Below are 22,869 nucleotides of genomic sequence, written 5' to 3' on the forward strand. Positions count from 1 at the left end.
TCAGGTGAGAATAATGGCTTTTTCTGCCGGAAGACTGGTCAGACGCATCAGGCGTGCGGCCGGTTCGTTCGCCCGGGCGGGAACGTCCGGCAGACTGTGCCATCCGAGGCGGCTGTCAAACTCCCAAATTTTTAACCGTTCAATGCCCGGAGTAACGGCGATAGACCAGATCAGGAAGTCTTCGGCGTCGCTTAAAGCTTCTACCTGTCCGGCTCTGGAGGCCCGCAGACGGCCGGAGCCAGGTAACAGTTGCAGCAGGCTGGCGCAATCACTGGCCTCGCCTGAAAGCTTAAGTATGCTCTGACGCAGGGTGATCAGCTGCGCTCTGGCTTCGTAGGGATCGTTCTGGTTACGCACCCATAAGTTCTCGTTGCTGGAGAGCGGGTAGACGTCATGGGCATGGGATCCATCCGGGGCGCGAAACGCGCGTTGTAGTTCCATATCCAGACCACAATCGCCCTCTGTCGTCAGCGCCAGGCCCACGATATTGCCGGCATAGGCAATGGAAAAACGGGGAAGCTCGGGATCGGCAAAAACAGGGCGACCCTCGGGTTCGGTTATCACCTTCGGCAGCTCGCTGGTGCCATAAAGCATAAACAAGAGTTCAGCGAGCAGCGCCCGGGAAGCCAAAAATCGTGTTCGGCGATGTTCAGGAAGCTTCCGCGCTTCGTTATGACAGGATGAAGAGAGTCTGGATGAAATCTGCAGCCCCTCGGTCAGTGTCCCTCGTGCAAAATGCGTAGCCATTTTTCGCTCCATGATAATGGTCAGTAGTTAGGTTAAACGGTTACATCATTATCGCTTAACTCACTTATTGTTTTAATGGCTAAATGGAAGTAAGGAAAGTTTTGCGGCGGAACTTTACATTTTCTCACGCGAAAACAGGTGCCTGGCGTAGCGGCGGGCTATACAGCGTCTTGATCGTCTCTCTCAGCCAGAGCGTTTTCGGGTTATGGCTATTCCGCTTATGCCAGATCAGCGTAAAAGGCACGGTAAGTTTCTGGGCCTGCGCTTCATCAATGGGGATCGGCAGGGTGACCAGCTTTCGCTGGTGGAGCTGATTGTAGTGATGGCAGTAGTGCGGGGCAGTGGCAATGTAGTTATGACCCGGCTGCGCCGCCATAAACATGGACTGCTCGAATCCGGGCAGGCTCATGGCGATATTACGGGTTCGCCCCATCTCTCTTAGCACTTCATCCAGCGCCCAGGTGTCGCTGCGCTCCCAGAAGATGCTGATATGCGGGTAACGCAGAAAAGTTTCGAGGTTCCACTCCTCCTGAAGCGCGGGATGGTCTTCACGCAGATAGACGCAGGGGCGGTCGCTGAACAGAATTTCGTAGTCGATAAACCATGGCATGAGCTTTAACAGCTCCCGGGAGCGGGGGTGCGTTTCGCGCCCTGTAAAACCGAGATCGACTTCTCCGCGAGTGATGGCGTCCAGCGAATCGTAATCCCAGTGGCGCATCTTTACCGTGGCCTGCGGATAACGCTGGTTCACCTGCGTCAGCAGGGCATTAAAACGGATCAGCATTAACGGCGTTTCTGCCGCCAGTTCAAAGGTAAGGCCGCCGGGAGAGTCATGGTGGAATTTATCGAGGATCTGGTTGCCAATCTGCATCCAGTCGGCCAGGTCCTGCTCCAGGCTTACCGTCAGCGGTGTTGGCAGCAGCCCCAGCGGGGTCTTCACAAACAGCGGATCGTCAAACCAGTCGCGCAGCTTCGCCAGCGATTTACTCACCGCGGACGGGGTGACGTTCATCCGTTTCGCGGCTTTCGTTACGCTGCGTTCCTGCAGCAACAGCTGCAGGCACAACAGGAGATTAAGATCGAGACTGCTGAGGGGCTTCTTCATGATGCGCTGCCGGTCGGATAAGCAAAAGGAGGAGAATGCAGAGCATGCTACAACCAATCAGCACCCCGATCAGCATATTCAGCGCATTGAGTCCCATTATGGCCGCCAGCCAAATCCACAGCGAAGAGCCGCAGACCTGGGCGATACCCAGCACCGAGCTTGCCACCCCGGCGCGCAGGGCGAACGGGCCAAGCGCCTGGCTCATCGCCACACCAAAGCCTACCGAGAATCCGGCGCAGATGAGCGTAATACCCGCCAGCATCAGGGCGTGGGTACTGGCCGTCGCCAGAATCACCCCGGCCACCAGGAACAGCACCTGTGAAGTGAGCATCAATGTACGCTGTTTAAAGAGATTCAGGGCAAAGGGGGTCGAGAACGACACGGCCATACTGACCAGCGCGGTTAAGGCCATCACCATGGAATACTCCCCGCGATCGAAGCCCATGGTCTCCATCAGCAACACCGGGGAAACGTTTACATAGGTGAGGATCACCGCCACGCTCAGGGTGGTGATCAACAACCGGCTGATAAAGAAGCGGTTGAGCAGCTTTTCGTCCGGGGGAATCGACGCGGTATGACCCCTGTTTTGTGCCCCGGGATGGGTTTCTCTCAGTACCGTGATCGACAGGATAAAGACCAGCATTCCCATCGCCGCCATCGTCCAGAAGAGGCTCTGCCACGGGAATTTCAGCATGATCAGGTAGCCCACCACTGGCGCAAGCACCGGGATAATACAGGTGATGCCATTCATCATGGAGAGAACTTTGGCGCGGCGCTGGGCGCTTAAGGTATCGCGCAGGATCGCAAAGGCCACCACGTAGCACCCGCCCGCGCCGACACCCTGGATAAAGCGCCCGGTGAGGAACAGCGAACTCTCTTCTGCCAGCGAGCACAGCACGGAGGAGAGCGCAAAAATCACTGCCCCGGTAATGGCGACCGGCTGCCGCCCGGCTTTGTCAGCAACCTTCCCGGCAAACACCATCGACGACGCCATCCCCGCGAGGTAGGCCGAAAACGCGATATGCAGCTGCGCCTCGCTGGCGCCCAGATCGCGGGCGATGTGCGGCAATCCCACCAGATACATATCAATGCCTGATGGATAAAGCAGCACCAGCGCAAAACTACAAAACAGAAAACGAGCCATAAAACCCCCATAAAGACAGGCATGAAGCATAGGGGGAGAAAGGAAATGTGGCGAGTTGCCATTTGGACAAAGGTGATTTCCTTACAGGAAATCACCTCAGAATAGACCGCGTGTAAACGTCAGGCTGGCTCAACCAAAGCGCGGCAGGAAATTAAAGATATTCCCGAACCAGCAAATAATGACCGCGACACCAAACAGGATCACCAGTGAAGGGATCATCATACCGCCCCAGACGGTGAACATCTGATTCGGGAATTTCTTCCGCGCTTTCAACGCCAGAACCGCAGGAATAATCACCGCCCAGATGGTCGCACACAGTCCTGCACCGCCAATGCCGTAGATAAACCCATTCGGGAAGATCAGATAGAGAGTCGTGGGGGGCAGGAAGGTCAGCATGATCGTTTTCAGACGACCGGACGGTGAATTGTCGAGCTTAAAGAGGTCGGCAAGATAGTCGAACAACCCCAGTGTGACGCCAAAAAAGGAGCTGGCCACGGCTAGATTAGAGAAAACCAGTAAGCAAAATTCGATAACGCCGTGCTGCCGGGTGCCGAGGAAGGATTTTACCAGTGAATCGACGTTCCCCCCTGACGAGATGATCTCGTTGAAGCTGTCGCGGGTAATGTTCCCCATCGTGCAATACAGCCAGAACAGATAGATAAACAGCGCCAGCAGTGAGCCAAACACCAGGCTTTTAATCAGCTTATCTTTCCGCTTCCCATAGCAGATGATGAGGCTGGGAATGTTGCCGTGAAAACCAAACGATGCCAGACAGACGGGCAGGGCCATGAAGATATAGGGGAAGTAGTTGGTATGACTGGCTGATGTGACGTTGATATCTCTTAATATGCCGTAATCAACCTGAAAGAAGAATGATCCAAATACAACGATAAAGGCGATGATCTTAATGCCTAAAAACAGCGAGGTAATTCTGCTGGCGGCTAATGAGCTAAACCACAACACGGCCGCGACAAAGAGCGCTGTACACACACCCACGATGCGGGGATTGACGTGCGTCCCCTGATTCATGGCGATAGTTTCACTTATTATTGCGCCATTGGCAGAGATATAGGCATACGTCAGGATATAAAGAACAAATGCAACCGTTAGACCGCTTACGATATTCCATCTGTTACCAATCAGATCTTTTGTAACCGTATTAAAACTGGAACCGACAGGATAGTTTAAATTAGCTTCCAGTAATAACAGCCCGGAGTGAAGCATCGAAAACCAGGCAATAATTAAAATAAACGCACCCCAAAAAAACCATGCCCCTGCCAAATCTACGGGTAAAGCAAACATCCCCCCGCCAATAACTGTACCTGCTATAACCATGACACCCCATACCGAGGAGTGTTTAGTTTCTAACTCTAAACTTTGTTCCATGTTGCCCCCATCAATGTGGCAAGCTTGATGTTGTTGATATAGTTTTTTTTCGGGTGGCTAAAATTATTTAGCCACCCAGGGAGTGAAGTTAAACTTCTTTGAGTTTGGCAGTGAAGTGGCGTAATACTTTCGGTTCGTAGGTAAAGGTTAATCCTTTAATATTCATCGCATTTTCTTTGACGTGCTTAAAGGCTTCGACGATGAAATCCATATGGGATTGCGTATAGGTTGCGCGTGGAATGGTTAAACGCAGTAATTCTGCGGGGCAAGGTAACTGCTTGCCCGTTTTCGGATCGCGGCCTAACAGGAATGAACCAATTTCCACTGCGCGAATGCCTGCGACTTTATAAAGCTCACATGCCAGCGCCTGCGCCGGGAACTGCTCCGCTGGAATATGCGGTAAAAGCTTGCCCGCATCCACAAAGGCAGCATGGCCGCCCGCCTGCTGGCAAACCACGCCGATTGCTTCCAGGCCGTCTACCAGGTATTGCACCTGATTAATCCGGTATGCCAGCCAGTCCTGGCCCATGCCGTCATGCAGGCCGACAGCCAGGCGTTCCATGGCACCCCCTTCCAGGCCGCCGTAAGTCGGGAAACCTTCCTGGACGACGCACAAGGTTCTGCACTCGGTATAAACATCGAAATAATCGTCATTCTTGATGCACAGCAGCCCACCCATCGGCACCATGGCATCCTTTTTCGCCGACATGGCCAGCATATCCGCGTACTTGTAGGTCTCGCGGGTGATTTCTGCAATGCTCCAGTCTTTATATTCCGCCTCACGTTTTTGAATAAAGTAGGCGTTCTCTGCAAAGCGCGCGGAATCCATGACGACCGGGATATCGTATTTTCTGGCAATCGCATACATCGCCTTCAGGTTCGCCAGTGACACCGGCTGCCCACCGGCAGAGTTGCTGGTGATGGTCGCGACAATATAAGGCACATTGCTCGCACCCACTTCCTCGATGCCGTTTTCCAGTCCCTGCAGGTCAAAATTGCCTTTAAAATCGTAACGGACGCCGGTATCAAACGCTTCCTTAATATAGACGTTGCGCACGGTGCAGCCATTTATCTGGCTATGACCCTGGGTGGTATCAAAGAAGTAGTTTGAGAAGGCGACCATTTTCGTGCGATCTAAGCCTTTTTCCTGTTCGCGTTTTTTGATTAAGACAGGAATATAGATCTGCTCAGCGCCGCGTCCCTGGTGTGTTGGGATGGTATATTGATAGCCGAAAATCTCCTTCACGGCGTTGGACAGTGCATAGTAGCTACGGCTTCCACTGTAGGCTTCGTCACCGCGCAGCATAGCGGCCTGCATATTTTGAGTGACTGCGCCGGTGCCGCTGTCGGTCAGTAAATCAATAAACACGTCCTCGCTATCCAGCAGGAAGGGGTTCATGCCTGATTGAATAATCGCGTTTTCGCGATGCTCCCTTGTAGTGCGCTTAACCGGCTCAATAACTCTGATGCGAAAGGGTTCTGGTAAATGTTTGAAGTTTTCCATTATATAATTCCTGTTTTTATCGCAGCGGTGCTGGTGGTTATTTTTAATAACCATAAAAAGCGGCAAACCTGAGCCATTTATAACGCCACGCAGTCGCGAGATTAATTCTCAACAATACAGGCGTGCAGAGGCACTATTGCGGTTTTATAAGCGCAATGATTTCAGGCATACCGGATAAACAGACTATGAGTCTGTTCAGGTTGCATAGAGAAAAAGAGGCGAAGGGAGATTACGGATGGTGATTGACAATTTTATTGTCAATATTGAACCACTTAGACGTGATGTATGTATTTAAGATAATCATCATTGATTTATCCTCATTAGACACGTTACTACACTATTCTAATGAGAATATTTGTCTATGTGCAGAGATATTAATTGTGATTGTAATCACAGAGAATATAACCGATATATTTACTATTTATTCAGAGAATATAAAAAAGAAAAAGCCACAATAACAGGAGTGTTATGCGGCTTTTTAACAGCTGGCAAAACGGGCTTATTTCCCGATACAGAAGCTCGAGAAAATGCGGCCCAGCAGATCATCCGAAGTGAACTCCCCGGTGATCTCGCTTAACGCCTGCTGCGCCAGACGCAGCTCTTCCGCCAGCAGTTCTCCGGCCCAGGCACCAAGCAGTTGTGCTTTGCCCTGATCCAGATGTTGTGCCGCCTCTTCCAGCGCCTGAAGATGGCGACGACGGGCAAGGAAACCGCCCTCCATGCTGGTATCAAAGCCCATGCTCTGCTTCAGATGGTCGCGCAGCTCATCTACGCCCTCGCCGGTACGCGCCGACAGGCGAATAAGTGAGTGACCATTCACATCGCTGAGGCCCAGCGTTTCACCCGTGACGTCGGCTTTGTTACGTACCACGGTGATCGGCAGATTGGCTGGCAGACGGGCAATAAAGTCCGGCCAGATCGCCGCCGGGTCGACCGCCGCCGTAGTGGTGCCATCTACCATAAACAGCACGCGGTCAGCCTGCTCGATCTCCTGCCAGGCGCGCTCGATACCGATGCGCTCCACTTCGTCGCTGGCATCGCGTAAGCCCGCGGTGTCGATGATATGCAGCGGCATACCGTCGATATGAATATGTTCCCGCAGTACGTCGCGAGTGGTGCCGGCAATGTCGGTCACAATTGCGGCTTCACGACCCGCCAGAGCATTCAGCAGGCTCGATTTCCCGGCATTTGGACGCCCGGCAATGACCACTTTCATCCCTTCGCGCAGCAGGCTGCCCTGACGCGCTTCGGCGCGTACCGCGTCGAGATCGTTCATCACAGCGTTAAGCTGGGCTTCGATTTTGCCATCGGAGAGGAAGTCGATCTCCTCATCCGGGAAATCAATTGCCGCTTCTACGTAGATCCGCAGGTGAGTAAGTGCTTCCACAAGATGATTCACGCGGGCGGAAAAAGCACCCTGCAGTGAGTTCAGGGCGGAGCGTGCGGCTTGCTCGGAGCTGGCATCGATCAGGTCGGCAATCGCCTCGGCTTGCGCCAGGTCGAGCTTATCGTTCAGGAAGGCGCGCTCGGAGAACTCGCCCGGCCTGGCAATACGCAGCCCTGGCAAAGTCAGAATGCGTTTCAGCAGCAGGTCGAGGATCACCGGCCCGCCGTGGCCCTGCAGTTCGAGCACGTCTTCGCCAGTGAAGGAGTTCGGGCCGGGGAACCACAGCGCGATGCCCTGATCCAGCGCAGTTCCGTCAGTATCTTTAAACGGCAGATAGTCGGCGTAGCGCGGCTTTGGCAATTTACCCAGTACCGCTTCTGCCACCTCGCGCGCCTTCTGGCCGGAGATACGCAGAATGCCCACACCACCGCGTCCCGGTGGGGTTGCCTGGGCGACGATAGTGTCGTTATGGCTCATGGTTTATCTCTTCTTAATGCAATAAAAAAGGCGGTCAATAGACCGCCCTGTCATCACTGCTCTTTTTGCCGGGTGGCGCTTCGCTTACCCGGCCTACTCAGAATCAGGAGCTTTTCTTCTCGCGGCTATGCAGACCACGTTTTTCCAGACCACGGTAGATCAGCTGCTGCTGAAGGATGGTGACCAGGTTGCTGACGATATAGTACAGCACCAGACCTGACGGGAACCACAGGAAGAACACGGTGAAGATGACCGGCATAAAGGTCATGATCTTCTGCTGCATCGGGTCGGTCACGGTGGTTGGTGACATCTTCTGGATGAAGAACATCGTCACGCCCATCAGGATCGGCAGGATGTAGTACGGGTCCTGTGCAGACAGGTCATGGATCCACAGGGCGAACGGCGCATGGCGCAGCTCAACGGAACCCATCAGCATGTAGTACAGCGCAAGGAAGATTGGCATCTGGATCAGCAGCGGGAAGCAGCCACCCAGTGGATTCACTTTCTCGGCTTTATACAGGGCCATCATCTCCTGGCTCTGACGCTGTTTGTCATCGCCCAGACGCTCACGCATAGCCTGAATCTTCGGCTGCAGCATACGCATCTTCGCCATGGAGGTGTACTGCGCTTTGGTCAGCGGGTACATGATGCCACGAACGATAAAGGTGATAACAATGATGGAGAAGCCCCAGTTACCCAGGAAGCTGTGGATCCACTTCAGCAGCTTAAACAGCGGCTGGGAGATGAACCACAACCAACCGTAATCTACGGTCAGATCCAGGTGCGGTGCTACAGCGGCCATCTTGTCCTGGATTTCCGGGCCGACCCACAGGGTGCTGCCCAGCGTACCGGTTTGACCCGGCTGAACCAGAACCGGCTCAGACTTATAGCCGATAGCGGCAACGCCGTTCAGGTTTGCGGTATAGAAGTTGTTGGAACCGGCGTTATTTGGCACCCATGCAGTCGCGAAATACTGTTGCAGCATTGCCACCCAACCGCCTTTTGAGCTGACGTTCAGGTTTTCGTTATCGGCAATGGTGTCGAATTTGTATTTCTCGTACTTAGTATCTGGCGTGGAGTACGCTGCGCCACGGAAGGTATGCAACGCGAAGTTGTTGCTTCCGGTGTCACGGTGCGACGGCAGATCGATGGTTTGCTTAAGCTGGCCAAAGGTGGAGATTTCCAGCGGTTTCGCGCTGGCGTTCTGCACGTTATAGCCCACGTTCACCGCATACTCACCGCGTTTCAGGGTGAAGGTTTTGGTGAAGGTGTTGCCCGCAGCATCGGTGTAAGTCATCGGGATCGCGAGTTCGTTCTGGCCATCAGCCAGCACAAACGCATCTTTATCGACGTTATACAGCGGACGTGCGCCGTTAGCCGGGTTATCCGGGCCATCACGACCGGTCAGGCCGCTCTGTGCCTGGTAGATAAACTGCGGCGTGGTTTCCAGTAACTGGAACGGCTCGTTAGAACCGAGCTCTTTCGGGTAAGTTACCAGTTGTGCCTGCTCAACATCACCACCACGGGTGTTGATAGTCAGCTCAAGCACATCGGTCTTAACCGTAATCAGTTTACCCTGGCCACTGGCCGGTACGCCCTGGTCGGCGGCGCTACCCGCTGCGGTGGTCGTTGTCTGCGTGACCTGCTGCTGAGGTTGAGGATTTTTATCCTGCTCCCAAGCCTGGAAGATCATGAAAGACACGAACAACAAAGCGATGATAAGAAGATTGCGTTGCGAATCCATCGTTAGTGTTCTCTGGTATCAAAAGGTCCTGGAGGGACGGGATCGTCTCCACCTGGGTGTAAAGGGTGGCATTTTAATACGCGTTTCACCGTCAACCAACTGCCTTTTATCACTCCAAACCTGCGCAATGCCTCAATTCCGTAGCTTGAGCATGTTGGCGTGAAACGGCAGTGTGGCCCGAGTAGCGGACTAATCAGGCGTTGATAGACCCGGATAAGGCCGATCAGGACCCGTGAGCCAGGCGACAGTGGCGGCGCCATAATTTTTCCAACGCTTCCGAGAGAGCACGGTTATCGAGGTCGGCAACCCCTTTTTTTGCCACCACCACGAAATCCATTGAAGGCAGTTCATGTTGACGTAAACGGAAGCTTTCACGCGTCAGACGTTTAATCCGATTGCGTTCATGCGCACGCTTAACATTTTTTTTGGCGACAGTGAGACCGATACGGGGATGCCCCAGCGAATTTTGGCGGCCGAGGATGGTGATTTGCGGCGTGCCAGCCCGTTGTGGCTGCTGGAAGACGAAAGTGAAATGAGTGGGAGTTAACAAACGTAACTCCCTGGGAAATGCTAGCTTAACCACGCAGGGGTTAGCTTAATTACTTGGAAACGGTCAGACGTGAACGGCCTTTAGCACGACGACGTGCCAGAACCTGACGACCATTTTTAGTAGCCATACGAGCACGGAAGCCGTGAGAACGGTTGCGCTTCAGTACAGACGGTTGAAAAGTGCGTTTCATGGCGATTTCTACCTAAACTTGAATAAATTCAATGACTTTTTGTGGAGTCCGAACGAATAACGAACAATGGACGCCGAAGCCATGGGTGATTAAAGAGGCCGGATTGTAATAATTGTACACTCCAGAGTCAATTCTCTTTCCTTATTTCCCGCGTCTTTCCGCACGTTTTTAGCGTGCAAATTGAACAGCGTCAGACGCAGGTCTTAGAGTCCCACGCGCCGGGTGGGGAATTATACGGCCTCCAGGGCAAATCGCAAGGATCGTCCAGGATCTTCGTTAGATCATTTCAGCAAAAAATCGTCTTTACTCATTAATTTTTCCAATATGCGGCCTAAATCGTGGGGGCGTATCCTCAGGATCGTTTACACTTACCCCGTTTCGATCCTCCTGTGGATAAATCGGGAAGAAACTGTGAGAAACAGAAGATCTCTGGCTCAGTTTAAGCTATGATCCGCGGTCCTGATCGGATCCCAGGATCCTGGTCGGGCAAAAACCGCAAATAGCGGTTCGCACGTCCCCCTTAACGCCGGGTCTTTTCGACGTGTGTCTACAATCATGACTATTCAATAGCTTTCTTTTTATGTTCGAGTGGAGTCCGCCGTGTCACTTTCGCTTTGGCAGCAGTGTCTTGCCCGATTGCAGGATGAGTTACCAGCCACAGAATTCAGTATGTGGATCCGCCCGTTGCAGGCGGAGCTGAGCGATAACACGCTGGCTTTGTATGCGCCAAACCGTTTTGTGCTCGATTGGGTAAGGGACAAATACCTTAATAACATCAATGGACTGCTGAACGAATTTTGCGGTACCGATGCCCCACAGCTGCGTTTTGAAGTGGGCACAAAGCCGGTCACCCAAACCCTTAAAGAGACCGTTAACGTCGCCGCAGCACCCGCGCAAACCGCGCAGGTTCACATGCCGCGCGTCGCTCCTGCACCGCGTTCAGGCTGGGACAACGTGCCGGCCCCGGCTGAGCCGACATACCGCTCCAACGTTAACGTCAAACACACTTTCGATAACTTCGTCGAGGGTAAATCGAACCAGCTGGCCCGCGCGGCGGCCCGTCAGGTGGCGGATAACCCGGGCGGCGCCTATAACCCGCTGTTCCTTTATGGCGGCACCGGTCTGGGTAAAACGCACCTGCTGCACGCGGTTGGCAATGGCATCGTGGCGCGTAAGCCGAATGCCAAAGTCGTGTATATGCACTCCGAGCGCTTCGTTCAGGACATGGTTAAAGCCCTGCAAAACAACGCGATCGAAGAGTTTAAACGCTACTACCGTTCCGTTGATGCGCTGCTGATCGATGACATTCAATTCTTTGCTAATAAAGAACGATCTCAGGAAGAGTTTTTCCACACCTTCAATGCCCTGCTGGAAGGCAATCAGCAGATCATTTTGACCTCGGATCGTTATCCGAAAGAGATCAATGGGGTTGAGGATCGTCTGAAATCCCGCTTCGGCTGGGGCCTGACCGTGGCGATCGAGCCGCCGGAACTGGAAACCCGCGTAGCGATCCTGATGAAAAAGGCCGACGAGAACGACATTCGTCTGCCGGGTGAGGTGGCGTTCTTTATTGCCAAGCGTCTGCGTTCCAACGTCCGTGAGCTGGAAGGCGCACTGAACCGCGTCATCGCCAATGCCAACTTCACCGGACGGGCGATCACCATCGATTTCGTGCGTGAAGCGCTGCGCGATCTGCTGGCATTGCAGGAAAAACTGGTCACCATCGACAATATTCAGAAGACGGTGGCGGAGTACTACAAAATTAAAGTGGCGGATTTGCTGTCCAAACGTCGATCCCGCTCAGTGGCGAGACCGCGTCAGATGGCGATGGCGCTGGCAAAGGAACTCACCAACCACAGCCTGCCGGAAATCGGTGATGCCTTTGGTGGCCGTGACCATACCACCGTGCTGCACGCCTGTCGTAAGATCGAGCAGCTGCGTGAAGAAAGCCACGACATAAAAGAAGACTTCTCCAATTTAATCAGAACATTATCTTCGTGACGCTATGAAATTTACCGTTGAACGTGAACACTTATTAAAACCGCTGCAACAGGTGAGTGGCCCCTTAGGCGGCCGCCCGACGCTGCCTATTCTCGGTAACCTGCTGCTACAGGTCGCAGACGGCACGCTGTCGCTGACCGGCACCGATCTCGAGATGGAAATGGTCGCACGCGTGACGCTTTCTCAGCCTCACGAAGCGGGCGCTACCACTGTTCCAGCGCGTAAGTTCTTTGATATCTGCCGTGGCCTGCCTGAAGGGGCAGAGATTGCCGTGCAGCTGGAAGGCGATCGCATGTTAGTGCGCTCCGGCCGCAGCCGCTTCTCGCTCTCCACGCTCCCGGCTATCGACTTCCCGAACCTCGATGACTGGCAGAGCGAAGTCGAATTCACCCTGCCGCAGGCAACCATGAAGCGCCTGATTGAAGCCACCCAGTTCTCGATGGCGCATCAGGACGTTCGCTACTACTTAAACGGCATGCTGTTCGAAACCGAAGGTGAAGAGCTGCGTACCGTCGCCACCGACGGCCACCGTCTGGCGGTCTGCTCCATGCCGATTGGCGTGAGCTTGCCAAACCATTCGGTGATCGTGCCGCGTAAAGGCGTGATTGAGCTGATGCGTATGCTCGACGGCGGCGAAACCCCGCTGCGCGTGCAGATTGGCAGCAACAACATTCGCGCGCATGTCGGTGACTTTATCTTCACTTCTAAGTTGGTGGATGGTCGCTTCCCGGACTATCGCCGCGTATTGCCGAAGAACCCGGACAAAACGCTGGAAGCGGGCTGCGATATCCTCAAGCAGGCCTTTGCTCGTGCGGCGATCCTCTCTAACGAGAAGTTCCGCGGCGTGCGCCTGTATGTCAGCGAAAACCAGCTGAAGATTACGGCTAACAACCCGGAGCAGGAAGAAGCCGAAGAGATCCTCGATGTCACCTATGCGGCGGGCACCGAAATGGAAATCGGCTTTAACGTCAGTTACGTGCTGGATGTGCTGAATGCACTGAAGTGCGAAAACGTGCGTATTCTGCTGACGGATTCCGTGTCGAGTGTACAGATTGAAGATGCTGCATCACAGTCGGCAGCCTATGTTGTTATGCCAATGAGACTGTAGTGAAAAATATCGGGCTATCTTACTTGCCACTTTCAACCTGGGCTGTGCTCGCCCCTGTCACGTACTCCGTGTACGCTTCAGGGTCTGTGCGCAGTCCGCGTTGAAACTGGCTGCGCCGATTACGCCCTGGCCGAAGAAACCCAGATATGTCACTGACGCGCCTTTTAATTAAAGATTTCCGCAATATCGAAAGCGCGGATCTTGCTTTATCTCCCGGCTTTAATTTCCTGGTTGGCGCCAACGGCAGCGGCAAAACCAGCGTCCTGGAAGCCATCTATACGCTCGGCCATGGTCGGGCGTTTCGCAGTTTGCAGATTGGCCGCGTCATTCGCCACGAGCAGGAAGCGTTCATTTTACATGGGCGTTTGCAGGGCCAGGATCACGAAACGGCTATCGGTCTGACCAAAGACAAGCATGGCGACAGCAAGGTGCGCATCGACGGCACCGACGGGCACAAAGTGGCCGAACTGGCACTGATGATGCCGATGCAGCTGATCACCCCCGAGGGGTTTACTTTACTCAACGGCGGCCCCAAATACAGAAGAGCCTTCCTCGACTGGGGATGCTTCCATAACGAAGCAGGCTTCTTTACCGCCTGGAGCAACCTTAAACGGCTGCTCAAGCAGCGCAATGCCGCGCTACGCCAGGTAACCCGCTATGCCCAACTGCGGGCGTGGGACAAAGAGCTGATCCCACTGGCGGAGCAGATCAGCCGCTGGCGCGCCGAGTACAGCGCCGGGATCGCGCAGGACATGGCAGATACCTGCCAACAGTTTTTACCCGAGTTCTCTTTAAGCTTCTCCTTCCAGCGCGGCTGGGAGAAGGAGACCGACTATGCCGAGGTGCTGGAGCGAAGCTTCGAGCGCGATCGCATGTTGACCTACACGGCACACGGCCCGCACAAGGCGGATTTCCGCATTCGTGCCGACGGTGCGCCGGTAGAAGACACCTTATCACGCGGGCAGCTCAAACTCCTGATGTGCGCGCTGCGCCTGGCGCAGGGCGAGTTTTTAACCCGTGAGAGTGGGCGACGCTGCCTGTACCTGATTGATGATTTTGCCTCGGAACTTGACGACGCGCGGCGCGGACTGCTTGCCAGCCGCTTAAAAGCCACGCAGTCACAAGTTTTCGTCAGTGCGATTAGCGCTGAACACGTAATGGACATGTCGGACAAAAATTCGAAGATGTTCACCGTGGAAAAGGGTAAAATAACGGATTAACCCAAGAATAAATGAGCGAGAAACGTTGATGTCGAATTCTTATGACTCCTCCAGTATCAAAGTCCTGAAAGGGCTGGATGCGGTGCGTAAGCGCCCGGGTATGTATATCGGCGACACGGATGACGGCACCGGTCTGCACCACATGGTATTTGAGGTTGTGGATAACGCTATCGACGAAGCGCTCGCGGGTCACTGTAAAGACATCGTGGTGACGATCCACGCCGACAACTCCGTCTCCGTAACCGATGATGGCCGTGGCATCCCGACCGGTATCCACCCGGAAGAGGGCGTATCTGCAGCGGAAGTTATCATGACCGTCCTGCACGCAGGCGGTAAGTTCGATGATAACTCCTATAAAGTATCCGGCGGTCTGCACGGTGTGGGTGTCTCTGTGGTTAACGCCCTGTCGCAGAAGCTGGAACTGCTGATCCGTCGCGAAGGCAAAGTGCATCAGCAAACCTACGTGCACGGCGTACCGCAGGCTCCGCTGGCGGTTACCGGTGAAACTGACGTAACCGGGACTCAGGTCCGTTTCTGGCCAAGCCATGAAACCTTCACCAACGTCACCGAGTTTGAATACGATATCCTCGCCAAACGTCTGCGCGAGCTGTCATTCCTGAACTCCGGCGTCTCTATCCGCCTGCGCGACAAGCGCGACGGCAAAGAAGACCACTTCCACTACGAAGGTGGCATCAAGGCGTTCGTTGAGTATCTCAACAAGAACAAAACGCCAATTCACCCAAATATCTTCTATTTCTCTACCGAAAAAGACGGTATCGGCGTGGAAGTTGCGCTGCAGTGGAACGACGGGTTCCAGGAAAACATCTACTGCTTTACCAACAACATCCCGCAGCGCGATGGCGGTACACACCTGGTTGGCTTCCGTACGGCGATGACCCGTACCCTGAACGCCTACATGGATAAAGAAGGCTACAGCAAAAAAGCGAAAGTCAGCGCCACCGGCGACGATGCCCGTGAAGGCCTGATTGCTGTTGTCTCCGTGAAGGTGCCGGATCCGAAATTCTCCTCTCAGACCAAAGACAAGCTGGTCTCCTCCGAGGTGAAATCGGCGGTTGAACAGCAGATGAACGAACTGCTGAGCGAATACCTGCTGGAAAACCCATCCGACGCCAAAATCGTGGTCGGCAAAATTATCGACGCGGCGCGCGCCCGTGAAGCGGCACGTAAAGCCCGTGAAATGACCCGTCGTAAAGGCGCACTGGACTTAGCAGGCCTGCCGGGCAAACTGGCAGACTGTCAGGAACGCGACCCGGCGCTGTCCGAACTGTACCTCGTGGAAGGGGACTCCGCGGGCGGTTCTGCGAAGCAGGGCCGTAACCGTAAGAACCAGGCGATCCTGCCGCTGAAGGGTAAAATCCTTAACGTTGAGAAGGCGCGCTTCGACAAGATGCTCTCTTCTCAGGAAGTGGCGACGCTGATCACCGCCCTGGGCTGCGGCATTGGCCGTGACGAGTACAACCCGGACAAACTGCGCTATCACAGCATCATCATCATGACCGATGCGGACGTCGACGGCTCGCACATCCGTACGCTGCTGTTGACCTTCTTCTATCGTCAGATGCCGGAAATCGTTGAGCGTGGCCATGTCTACATTGCCCAGCCGCCGCTGTACAAAGTGAAGAAAGGCAAGCAGGAACAGTACATCAAAGACGACGAAGCGATGGATCAGTACCAGATCGCTATCGCCCTTGATGGCGCGACCCTGCACGCTAACTCAAGCGCCCCGGCGCTGGCGGGTGAACCGCTGGAACGTCTGGTCTCTGAGTACAACGCTACCCAGAAGATGATTGGCCGCATGGAGCGTCGCTTCCCGCGCACACTGCTGAAAGCGCTGGTCTATCAGCCGACGCTGTCCGAAGCCGACCTCAGCAGCGAGCAGGCCGTGACCCGTTGGGTGAACACCCTGGTGACCGATCTGAACGAGAACGAGCAGCACGGTAGCCAGTGGAAGTTCGACGTGAACGAGAACAGCGAACTGAATCAGTTCGAGCCGGTGATCCGTGTGCGTACCCACGGTGTGGATACCGACTACCCACTGGATCATGAGTTTGTGACCGGTGCGGAATACCGTCGTATCTGTACTCTGGGCGAGAAGCTGCGCGGTCTGATTGAAGACGATGCCTTTATCGAGCGTGGCGAACGCCGTCAGCCGGTTGCCAGCTTCGAGCAGGCGCTGGATTGGCTGGTGAAAGAGTCCCGTCGTGGCCTCTCCATTCAGCGTTATAAAGGTCTGGGTGAAATGAACCCGGATCAGCTGTGGGAAACCACCATGGATCCAGAGAGTCGCCGCATGCTGCGCGTTACCGTAAAAGACGCGATTGCAGCGGACCAGCTGTTCACTACCCTGATGGGCGATGCGGTTGAACCACGTCGTGCCTTCATCGAAGAGAACGCGCTGAAAGCGGCGAACATCGATATCTAAGTCTGCCTCCGCGCTTTCCTTACGGGAAGGCGCGGATTAGCTTGCTTCACACTATCATCGGGTTGAATTGTCGGTTTTTTATAGGCGTAAGCATGGAACAGGCGATCACTAAAAGGCGCTATTATGATGTTGGTCTCCAGATAGAGGAGCTGCTCTATTCTGGGGTGTTTAAAGCAGGAGAGCGGCTTCCTTCGGAAAGAGAGCTCGGAGAACGTTTTAACACCAGTCGAACCACAATCCGTGAAGCTATTATCATGCTTGAGCTGAAGGGCGTGGTGGAAGTTCGTCAGGGCGCTGGCATCTATTTCATTGATAGCCCTGAAAAGTTAAATCAAAAAGCTCTTTTGCCCTATTCTGATATCGGCCCTTTCGAACTGCTTCAGGCCCGGCAGGTTATCGAGAGCAATATTACCGGTTTTGCCGCAACGCAGATCAGGCTGAATGAGCTACGCGAGCTTAAGCGAATCATTGCCCAGCAGGTTAAGCTGATTGACGGTGATAGCGACAAATTCGAAGAGCTGGATCGGCAGTTCCACAATATTATTGCCGAGGCGACGCAAAACCGCGTGCTGATGAAGCAATCCGCAGAGCTCTGGCGAGCCGTCAGAACGGAAAACCCCCGCTGGAAACGCCTGAATTACCACTACCTGCATAAAAAAGAGTTACGCATGATGTGGGTTGAGGATCACCGCTCTATCTTCCTCGCTCTACAGAAGCGTAATGCTGAACAAGCCCGTCAGGCATCCTGGAACCACCTTGAAAACAGCAAAAACGAACTGGTGAAAATCTTCCATCAGGACGAGTCGCTGGATGATTTTGACGACTTTTTCTTTGCCACCTGATTCTGCGCCGGGCCTGCATGGTGGCAGGCCCGGCAACCATCAGACTTCATATGGGTTGAGTTTATCCCAGTCAAATTCAACGCCAATTCCGCATTCATCTGGGGCGACGGCCCGGTAGTTCTCTACCACTAACGGACGTTTCGTATAGCGATCGATAGGGAAACTATGTACTTCCAGCCAGCCGGTATCAAAAGCGGATACCAGGCTAACGTGTAATTCCTGCATGCCGTGCGAGCAAATCGGCAGACCATAATTGGTCGACAATCTGGCAGCTTTCAGCCAACCGGTGATCCCACCACAGTTCGAGGCATCTGGCTGAATGAACCCTAACCTGGCGCGATCCAGCGCGTACCCAAACTCATGAATAGTATGCAGATTTTCCCCCATCGCCAGTGGGATAGTGGTGTTTTCAGCAATGCGGGCGTAGCCGTCGTAATCATCAGGAATGGTTGGCTCTTCAAACCAGCTAATATCGCACGACTCAACCGCCTTCGAGAGCGCAATAGCCTGTTCAACAGAGAGCGAGTAGTTAGCATCAATCATAAAGGTTACGTCAGGGCCAATAAACTGGCGAACCGCCTTGATACGGTCGATATCATCCTGTGGATTTTTCTGTCCCACCTTTATTTTCACGGCGTTAAAGCCGCTGTCCAGATAACCCTGGATGCTACGCAGCAGCTTATCGAGTGGAAACGCCAGATCAATGCCACCGCAGTAGGCCTTACAGCTGTTATTGGCACCGCCTGCCATTTTCCAGAGCGGTAATTGCTCACGTTTGCCCTTCAAATCCCATAACGCAATATCGACCGTTGAGGTTGCAAACGAGGCAATTCCTCCCCGTCCAACATAGTGAATATGCCACTCCATAAAGTCGTAAATGGCATCGATCTCCGCCGCGTCTTTACCTACAAGGACCGGAGCCAAATCGTGATCAATCATCGCCTTAATGGCATAACCCCCTTTACCGCCGGTATAGGTATAACCGGTGCCGGTCGCGCCATTTTCCAGGGTAATCGTGGTCGTGATGAGTTCAAAATGGCTGTGATCGCCATGTTTCGCATCCACCAGTATTTCCGCCAGCGGCACTTTGAACAGTCGGGTTTGAACGTGTTTGATAAGCGTATTCATTTCTTGGTCCTCTTAATTCCCATTATTCAATTCATTTGCTCAATGCTTTGGTATGCCTGTTTTGCTAATTCTGTAAACCAGATTGACGCGTTTTGATGAACGACTTTGGTTTAAACCATTTAAATTCAATGGATTGCTCATGTTTAGCTTGTAACTTATTTAATGGTACACCAATTTTTCTGACGGCTCATTCGATGCTTATCACACTTTTAAATAAGCATGCTCTTTTCTTGTCTCTTATTTTAACTATCTTATTGATATTAATGGTATTTGGTTTGAGGTCTGAATTTAATTAGGATTTTATTCATGTTCTTTGTTTACCATTTGAGATCATTATCACTGTTTTGGTAAACCTGTTTGGCATTATTGGTCGACGATTTGTGGAGGGTTTCTAATGGAAAAGACAACGTACGACAGACAAGCGCTGAAAGCCGATATCGTACATATCGGACTCGGGGCGTTTCATCGCGGGCACCAGGCGGTTTATACCGATCTCTGCAATGAAAGCATGGAACAACGCTGGGGAATTTTTGGCATTAATATGTTTGGCAGCGCGGAGCTGGTGGATGAGTTGAATGCCCGGGAATGCCTGTTCAGCGTGGTGGAAAAATCCGCTACCTCAACCACCTGCCGCCAGGTGCGGTCGATGGCTGGCGCACTTCATACGCCTGCGAGCGGTATTCAGGCCGCGATCGATAAACTGGCTGAACCGCAGGTAAAAATCGTCTCGCTGACCATCACTGAAAAAGGGTACTGCACCGATCCGCAATCACGCAGACTGGACCTCGGCAATCCGCTTATTCACCATGATGTCACATCACCCCGCACGCCTCAGTCGGCCATCGGTTTGCTGGTGGAAGCGTTGCGTATACGGCGCGAACGAAAACTCTCACCCTTTAGCGTTCTTTCCTGTGACAACATTCCGGAAAACGGCTTGCTGACCAGACACGCGGTGCTCGACTTCGCGCGGCAGATTGATAGCGATCTGGCTGAGTGGATCGAAAGCAATGTGACCTTTCCCGGTACCATGGTTGACCGCATCGTTCCCGCCATGACGGCAGAACAGTTTGCCGTTATTGAAGAAGAAATGGGTTATGCCGATCCCTGCGGCGTGGTCTGCGAAGATTTTCGGCAGTGGGTGATCGAAGACAACTTTGTTGCCGGAAGACCAGAATGGGACAAGGCCGGAGCAATGTTCGTCAGCGACGTATTGCCCTACGAAGAGATGAAGCTGCGGATGTTAAACGGCAGCCATTCGTTTCTGGCCTATAACGGCAGCCTGGCAGGCTATGAATTTATCTATCAATGCATGGCCGATCCCGTTCTTAATGCCGCGGTATTCCATCTGATGGTGGAAGAGCAAGCCAAATCCCTTAACCCGGCATTAAACCTGGATGTGGAACAGTACGCCCGGCTGCTGGTTGCCCGCTTCAGCAACCCGCATATCAAACACAGAACCAGCCAGATCGCCATGGATGGTTCGCAGAAGCTTCCGCAACGCGCCATAGATCCATGGCGTACGCTACAGGCGCGCAAGGTAAAAGGGACGGCACTGGCGGTGCTGATCGCCGGTTGGCTTCATTACATTATTGGTGCTGTTTCTCGCGGCCAGGCCATCGCCGATCCCCTGAATGCAGAGTTTCATGCGCGGGTGAGCCAGTTTGACTCCTCATGGAAACAGGCCCACGCCTTGCTACAGATCGAAAGCATCTTCGGCACGCTTGCCTGTGACAACACCTCATTTTTGCACGAAATCCGTCTCGCTTTTCTTACCATCGAATCTGAGGGCGTTCGTGACGCCATCAAAAATCTATTGCTGCAGGAAAATCCATGAAAACGCTTATTTGCCAACAACCGCACCAGATTGAGTACATCGAAAGAGACATTCCTTCATTAAAAGAGGGTGAGGCGCTTCTTAAAACCCGCGCGGTGGGGATTTGCGGCACCGATATCCATGCTTTTGCGGGCCGGCAGCCCTTCTTTTCCTACCCACGGGTACTGGGCCATGAAATTTGCGGCGTAGTAGAAGAGACAGGCAGCGCATGCACTCGCGTCAAAAAAGGACTGCGCTATAGCGTTATTCCGTGCATTCCCTGCGGTAGCTGTGCCGCCTGCCAGGAGGGCAAGACTAACTGCTGCGAAAACGTCTCTTTGTATGGCGTGCATCAGGACGGCGGTTTTAGCGAATATCTCGCTGTTCGCGAAGAGAATCTGGTCGAGTTGCCGTCCAGCCTGAGTGATAACGCCGGGGCGCTGGTAGAGTGTTTTGCCATTGGCGCCCATGCGGTTCGTCGGGCCGATATCAGGCCGCAGCAAAATGTGCTGATTGTGGGTGCTGGCCCGATTGGACTGGCGGCGGCTGCGATAGCCAAAGCGAAGGGCGGGCGCGTGGTGGTTGCCGATATTGATGCGGGCCGCCGTCAGCAAATCAGTGAAAAACTGGCGGTAGCCACCCTGGATCCGACCCTGCAAAGCTATCCAGAAGATCTGAAAGCCTGCTTTGACGGCCAGTTAGCCTGTGTCCTGATGGACGCTACAGGAAATAAAGCGTCAATGTCACGTTCGGTCGACCTTATTCGACACGGTGGGAAAATTGTCTTTATTGGACTCTATATTGGCGAACTGCAGCTTGATGACCCGACATTCCATAAAAAAGAGACCACGCTTTTAGCCAGCCGTAATGCCACGCGCGAAGACTTCGAGTGCGTTATCGCATTAATGGCGGACGGGGTATTACACGAAGGTTTAATGGTTAATAAAGAATATGACTTTTACAGCTTCGGTGACGGTTATAAAGAAGACGTTGTCGAAAATAAAAAATTAGTTAAAGGCGTCATTAAATTTTAAGGAAGATTTCGATGTCCAGCGTATTAATTAAAGAAGATGAATTAAAAGCGTTAGTCTTAACAAAATTAACTCGTGCCGGTCTGGATGACAACACGGCAAGAGAGGTCACCGATGTACTGGTGCATGCCGACATGACGGGTGTCCATTCGCACGGCGTTATGCGAGTTGAACACTACTGCACGCGCCTGCAGGCGGGGGGGTTAAATCCGGCTGCCGTAATGGCATTCCAGTCGATTTCACCTTCTGTCGCCGTGCTGGATTCAGATGATGGTATGGGGCATTCAGCGCTGCTCGCCGCCACGGATCGTGCGGTACAGCTGGCAAAAGAGACTGGGGTAGGTTTTGTTGGCATCAAAAACACCTCTCACTGCGGCGCGCTCTCCTATTTTGCCGAACGTGCGACCCGCCAGGGGGCTATCGCCATTGTGATGACGCAGACAGACACCTGCGTAGCGCCTTATGGCGGTGCGGAACGTTTTCTGGGGACCAACCCTCTGGCCTTTGGTTTTCCGGTAAAAGATGAAGCGCCAATGATTGTCGACATGGCCACCAGCGCCGTTGCCTTTGGCAAAATTTTACATGCCAAGGAGACCGGACAGCCTGTTGGTGAAGGGCTGGCGCTGGATAAAGAGGGCAACGTGACAACTGACCCGCACAAAATAGAAAACCTCCTGCCTTTTGGTAAGCATAAAGGCTCCGGGATTGCGCTGGCGATAGATGCCCTGACCGGCATCTTAATGGGGGCCAACTTCGGCAACCATATTGTACGTATGTACGGTGACTACGACAAAATGCGTAAGCTGGCGAGCCTGGTCATTGCCATCGATCCAGACAAACTGGGTAATGCCTTTTTTGCCGCGACGATGAAGACCATGAGGGATGAATTGCGGGCGGTAAGACCGGTTCCTGGTGTGGAAAAAGTCCTTGCTCCGAACGATCCGCAGATGGCTTATAAAGCCAAATGTCAGCGCGAGGGCATTCCGGTAGCTGAAGGTATTTACCAGTATTTAACCAGTGAGAATTAAAAACGATACAATCGACAACAT

The 22,869-nt window shown here is 53.4% G+C and carries 20 protein-coding genes; 8 read left to right on the plus strand and 12 right to left on the minus strand.

The window, feature by feature from the left end:
- The 11 genes from ACF8PE_RS09085 to rpmH all read right to left on the minus strand — a co-directional run bounded on the left by ACF8PE_RS09085 (window position 1) and on the right by rpmH (window position 10,234).
- Window positions 1-747 (minus strand): 4'-phosphopantetheinyl transferase superfamily protein, encoded by a 747-nt coding sequence (locus tag ACF8PE_RS09085; RefSeq protein WP_032615523.1) that lies wholly within the window; start codon window positions 745-747, stop codon window positions 1-3.
- Window positions 748-871: 124 nt separating this feature from the next.
- On the minus strand, window positions 872-1,852 hold the full coding sequence (gene yidZ / locus ACF8PE_RS09090) for an HTH-type transcriptional regulator YidZ (RefSeq protein WP_059309049.1): 981 nt from the start codon (window positions 1,850-1,852) through the stop codon (window positions 872-874).
- Window positions 1,821-2,996, minus strand: a complete 1,176-nt coding sequence (locus ACF8PE_RS09095; RefSeq protein ID WP_032615526.1) for an MFS transporter — start codon at window positions 2,994-2,996, stop codon at window positions 1,821-1,823. Before ACF8PE_RS09095 ends, yidZ begins: the two co-directional genes overlap by 32 nt.
- Window positions 2,997-3,125: 129 nt before the next feature.
- Window positions 3,126-4,382 carry a low affinity tryptophan permease TnaB gene (gene tnaB / locus ACF8PE_RS09100; protein ID WP_148569679.1) on the minus strand — a complete coding sequence of 419 codons (1,257 nt, stop codon included), beginning with the start codon at window positions 4,380-4,382 and terminating at the stop codon, window positions 3,126-3,128.
- Window positions 4,383-4,470: 88 nt separating this feature from the next.
- Complete coding sequence (tnaA, locus tag ACF8PE_RS09105; protein WP_032615529.1) at window positions 4,471-5,886, minus strand: tryptophanase; 1,416 nt, start codon at window positions 5,884-5,886, stop codon at window positions 4,471-4,473.
- A 229-nt stretch (window positions 5,887-6,115) separates the two neighbouring features.
- The gene (tnaC, locus tag ACF8PE_RS09110) at window positions 6,116-6,193 is read right to left on the minus strand and encodes a tryptophanase leader peptide (protein WP_350028380.1); all 78 of its coding nucleotides are present in this window, start codon (window positions 6,191-6,193) and stop codon (window positions 6,116-6,118) included.
- Window positions 6,194-6,385: 192 nt separating this feature from the next.
- Window positions 6,386-7,750 carry a tRNA uridine-5-carboxymethylaminomethyl(34) synthesis GTPase MnmE gene (gene mnmE, locus ACF8PE_RS09115; RefSeq protein WP_059309047.1) on the minus strand — a complete coding sequence of 455 codons (1,365 nt, stop codon included), beginning with the start codon at window positions 7,748-7,750 and terminating at the stop codon, window positions 6,386-6,388.
- Window positions 7,751-7,853: 103 nt separating this feature from the next.
- Complete coding sequence (gene yidC, locus ACF8PE_RS09120) at window positions 7,854-9,494, minus strand: membrane protein insertase YidC (RefSeq protein WP_032615531.1); 1,641 nt, start codon at window positions 9,492-9,494, stop codon at window positions 7,854-7,856.
- 2 nt (window positions 9,495-9,496) lie between these two features.
- Complete coding sequence (gene yidD, locus ACF8PE_RS09125; protein ID WP_015585463.1) at window positions 9,497-9,754, minus strand: membrane protein insertion efficiency factor YidD; 258 nt, start codon at window positions 9,752-9,754, stop codon at window positions 9,497-9,499.
- Window positions 9,718-10,077, minus strand: coding sequence for a ribonuclease P protein component (gene rnpA / locus ACF8PE_RS09130; RefSeq protein WP_014072458.1), 360 nt, complete (start codon window positions 10,075-10,077; stop codon window positions 9,718-9,720). Before rnpA ends, yidD begins: the two co-directional genes overlap by 37 nt.
- A 16-nt stretch (window positions 10,078-10,093) precedes the next feature.
- Window positions 10,094-10,234 (minus strand): 50S ribosomal protein L34, encoded by a 141-nt coding sequence (rpmH, locus tag ACF8PE_RS09135; protein ID WP_003849659.1) that lies wholly within the window; start codon window positions 10,232-10,234, stop codon window positions 10,094-10,096.
- A gap of 600 nt (window positions 10,235-10,834) precedes the next feature.
- On the opposite strand from rpmH, the gene dnaA reads away from it, so the two are divergent.
- The 5 genes from dnaA to ACF8PE_RS09160 all read left to right on the plus strand — a co-directional run bounded on the left by dnaA (window position 10,835) and on the right by ACF8PE_RS09160 (window position 17,848).
- Window positions 10,835-12,235 carry a chromosomal replication initiator protein DnaA gene (dnaA, locus tag ACF8PE_RS09140; protein WP_032615537.1) on the plus strand — a complete coding sequence of 467 codons (1,401 nt, stop codon included), beginning with the start codon at window positions 10,835-10,837 and terminating at the stop codon, window positions 12,233-12,235.
- Between the two features lie 4 nt (window positions 12,236-12,239).
- Window positions 12,240-13,343: a DNA polymerase III subunit beta gene (gene dnaN / locus ACF8PE_RS09145; RefSeq protein WP_032615539.1), complete on the plus strand. Its 1,104-nt coding sequence runs from the start codon at window positions 12,240-12,242 to the stop codon at window positions 13,341-13,343.
- Between the two features lie 146 nt (window positions 13,344-13,489).
- Window positions 13,490-14,563, plus strand: a complete 1,074-nt coding sequence (recF, locus tag ACF8PE_RS09150; RefSeq protein ID WP_032615541.1) for a DNA replication/repair protein RecF — start codon at window positions 13,490-13,492, stop codon at window positions 14,561-14,563.
- A gap of 28 nt (window positions 14,564-14,591) precedes the next feature.
- Window positions 14,592-17,006 (plus strand): DNA topoisomerase (ATP-hydrolyzing) subunit B, encoded by a 2,415-nt coding sequence (gyrB, locus tag ACF8PE_RS09155; RefSeq protein ID WP_032615543.1) that lies wholly within the window; start codon window positions 14,592-14,594, stop codon window positions 17,004-17,006.
- 92 nt (window positions 17,007-17,098) lie between these two features.
- Complete coding sequence (locus ACF8PE_RS09160) at window positions 17,099-17,848, plus strand: FadR/GntR family transcriptional regulator (RefSeq protein WP_130588044.1); 750 nt, start codon at window positions 17,099-17,101, stop codon at window positions 17,846-17,848.
- Window positions 17,849-17,887: 39 nt separating this feature from the next.
- Here ACF8PE_RS09160 and ACF8PE_RS09165 read toward each other — a convergent pair whose 3' ends face one another.
- Complete coding sequence (locus ACF8PE_RS09165) at window positions 17,888-18,976, minus strand: mandelate racemase/muconate lactonizing enzyme family protein (RefSeq protein WP_392494785.1); 1,089 nt, start codon at window positions 18,974-18,976, stop codon at window positions 17,888-17,890.
- Window positions 18,977-19,370: 394 nt separating this feature from the next.
- On the opposite strand from ACF8PE_RS09165, the gene ACF8PE_RS09170 reads away from it, so the two are divergent.
- From ACF8PE_RS09170 to ACF8PE_RS09180, 3 genes are read left to right on the plus strand one after another with little or no spacing between them, the layout of a single operon-like run.
- On the plus strand, window positions 19,371-20,810 hold the full coding sequence (locus ACF8PE_RS09170) for a mannitol dehydrogenase family protein (RefSeq protein WP_051916095.1): 1,440 nt from the start codon (window positions 19,371-19,373) through the stop codon (window positions 20,808-20,810).
- The gene (locus ACF8PE_RS09175; protein WP_032615551.1) at window positions 20,807-21,823 is read left to right on the plus strand and encodes a zinc-binding alcohol dehydrogenase family protein; all 1,017 of its coding nucleotides are present in this window, start codon (window positions 20,807-20,809) and stop codon (window positions 21,821-21,823) included. The genes ACF8PE_RS09170 and ACF8PE_RS09175 overlap by 4 nt, the downstream gene beginning before the upstream one ends.
- Before the next feature lie 11 nt (window positions 21,824-21,834).
- On the plus strand, window positions 21,835-22,848 hold the full coding sequence (locus tag ACF8PE_RS09180; protein WP_032615553.1) for an Ldh family oxidoreductase: 1,014 nt from the start codon (window positions 21,835-21,837) through the stop codon (window positions 22,846-22,848).
- The last annotated feature ends 21 nt before the right edge of the window (window positions 22,849-22,869 follow it).

Source organism: Leclercia sp. GLN_9 (assembly GCF_043105735.1).
Taxonomy (GTDB): Bacteria; Pseudomonadota; Gammaproteobacteria; order Enterobacterales; family Enterobacteriaceae; genus Enterobacter; species Enterobacter adecarboxylatus.

Coding starts and splice junctions, on each gene's coding strand:
- ACF8PE_RS09085 (WP_032615523.1), bottom strand. CDS start 747: ATGGCTACGCATTTTGCACGAGGGACACTGACCGAGGGGCTGCAGATT.
- yidZ (WP_059309049.1), bottom strand. CDS start 1,852: ATGAAGAAGCCCCTCAGCAGTCTCGATCTTAATCTCCTGTTGTGCCTG.
- ACF8PE_RS09095 (WP_032615526.1), bottom strand. CDS start 2,996: ATGGCTCGTTTTCTGTTTTGTAGTTTTGCGCTGGTGCTGCTTTATCCA.
- tnaB (WP_148569679.1), bottom strand. CDS start 4,382: ATGGAACAAAGTTTAGAGTTAGAAACTAAACACTCCTCGGTATGGGGT.
- tnaA (WP_032615529.1), bottom strand. CDS start 5,886: ATGGAAAACTTCAAACATTTACCAGAACCCTTTCGCATCAGAGTTATT.
- tnaC (WP_350028380.1), bottom strand. CDS start 6,193: ATGATGATTATCTTAAATACATACATCACGTCTAAGTGGTTCAATATT.
- mnmE (WP_059309047.1), bottom strand. CDS start 7,750: ATGAGCCATAACGACACTATCGTCGCCCAGGCAACCCCACCGGGACGC.
- yidC (WP_032615531.1), bottom strand. CDS start 9,494: ATGGATTCGCAACGCAATCTTCTTATCATCGCTTTGTTGTTCGTGTCT.
- yidD (WP_015585463.1), bottom strand. CDS start 9,754: ATGGCGCCGCCACTGTCGCCTGGCTCACGGGTCCTGATCGGCCTTATC.
- rpmH (WP_003849659.1), bottom strand. CDS start 10,234: ATGAAACGCACTTTTCAACCGTCTGTACTGAAGCGCAACCGTTCTCAC.
- dnaN (WP_032615539.1), top strand. CDS start 12,240: ATGAAATTTACCGTTGAACGTGAACACTTATTAAAACCGCTGCAACAG.
- recF (WP_032615541.1), top strand. CDS start 13,490: ATGTCACTGACGCGCCTTTTAATTAAAGATTTCCGCAATATCGAAAGC.
- gyrB (WP_032615543.1), top strand. CDS start 14,592: ATGTCGAATTCTTATGACTCCTCCAGTATCAAAGTCCTGAAAGGGCTG.
- ACF8PE_RS09160 (WP_130588044.1), top strand. CDS start 17,099: ATGGAACAGGCGATCACTAAAAGGCGCTATTATGATGTTGGTCTCCAG.
- ACF8PE_RS09165 (WP_392494785.1), bottom strand. CDS start 18,976: ATGAATACGCTTATCAAACACGTTCAAACCCGACTGTTCAAAGTGCCG.
- ACF8PE_RS09170 (WP_051916095.1), top strand. CDS start 19,371: ATGGAAAAGACAACGTACGACAGACAAGCGCTGAAAGCCGATATCGTA.
- ACF8PE_RS09175 (WP_032615551.1), top strand. CDS start 20,807: ATGAAAACGCTTATTTGCCAACAACCGCACCAGATTGAGTACATCGAA.
- ACF8PE_RS09180 (WP_032615553.1), top strand. CDS start 21,835: ATGTCCAGCGTATTAATTAAAGAAGATGAATTAAAAGCGTTAGTCTTA.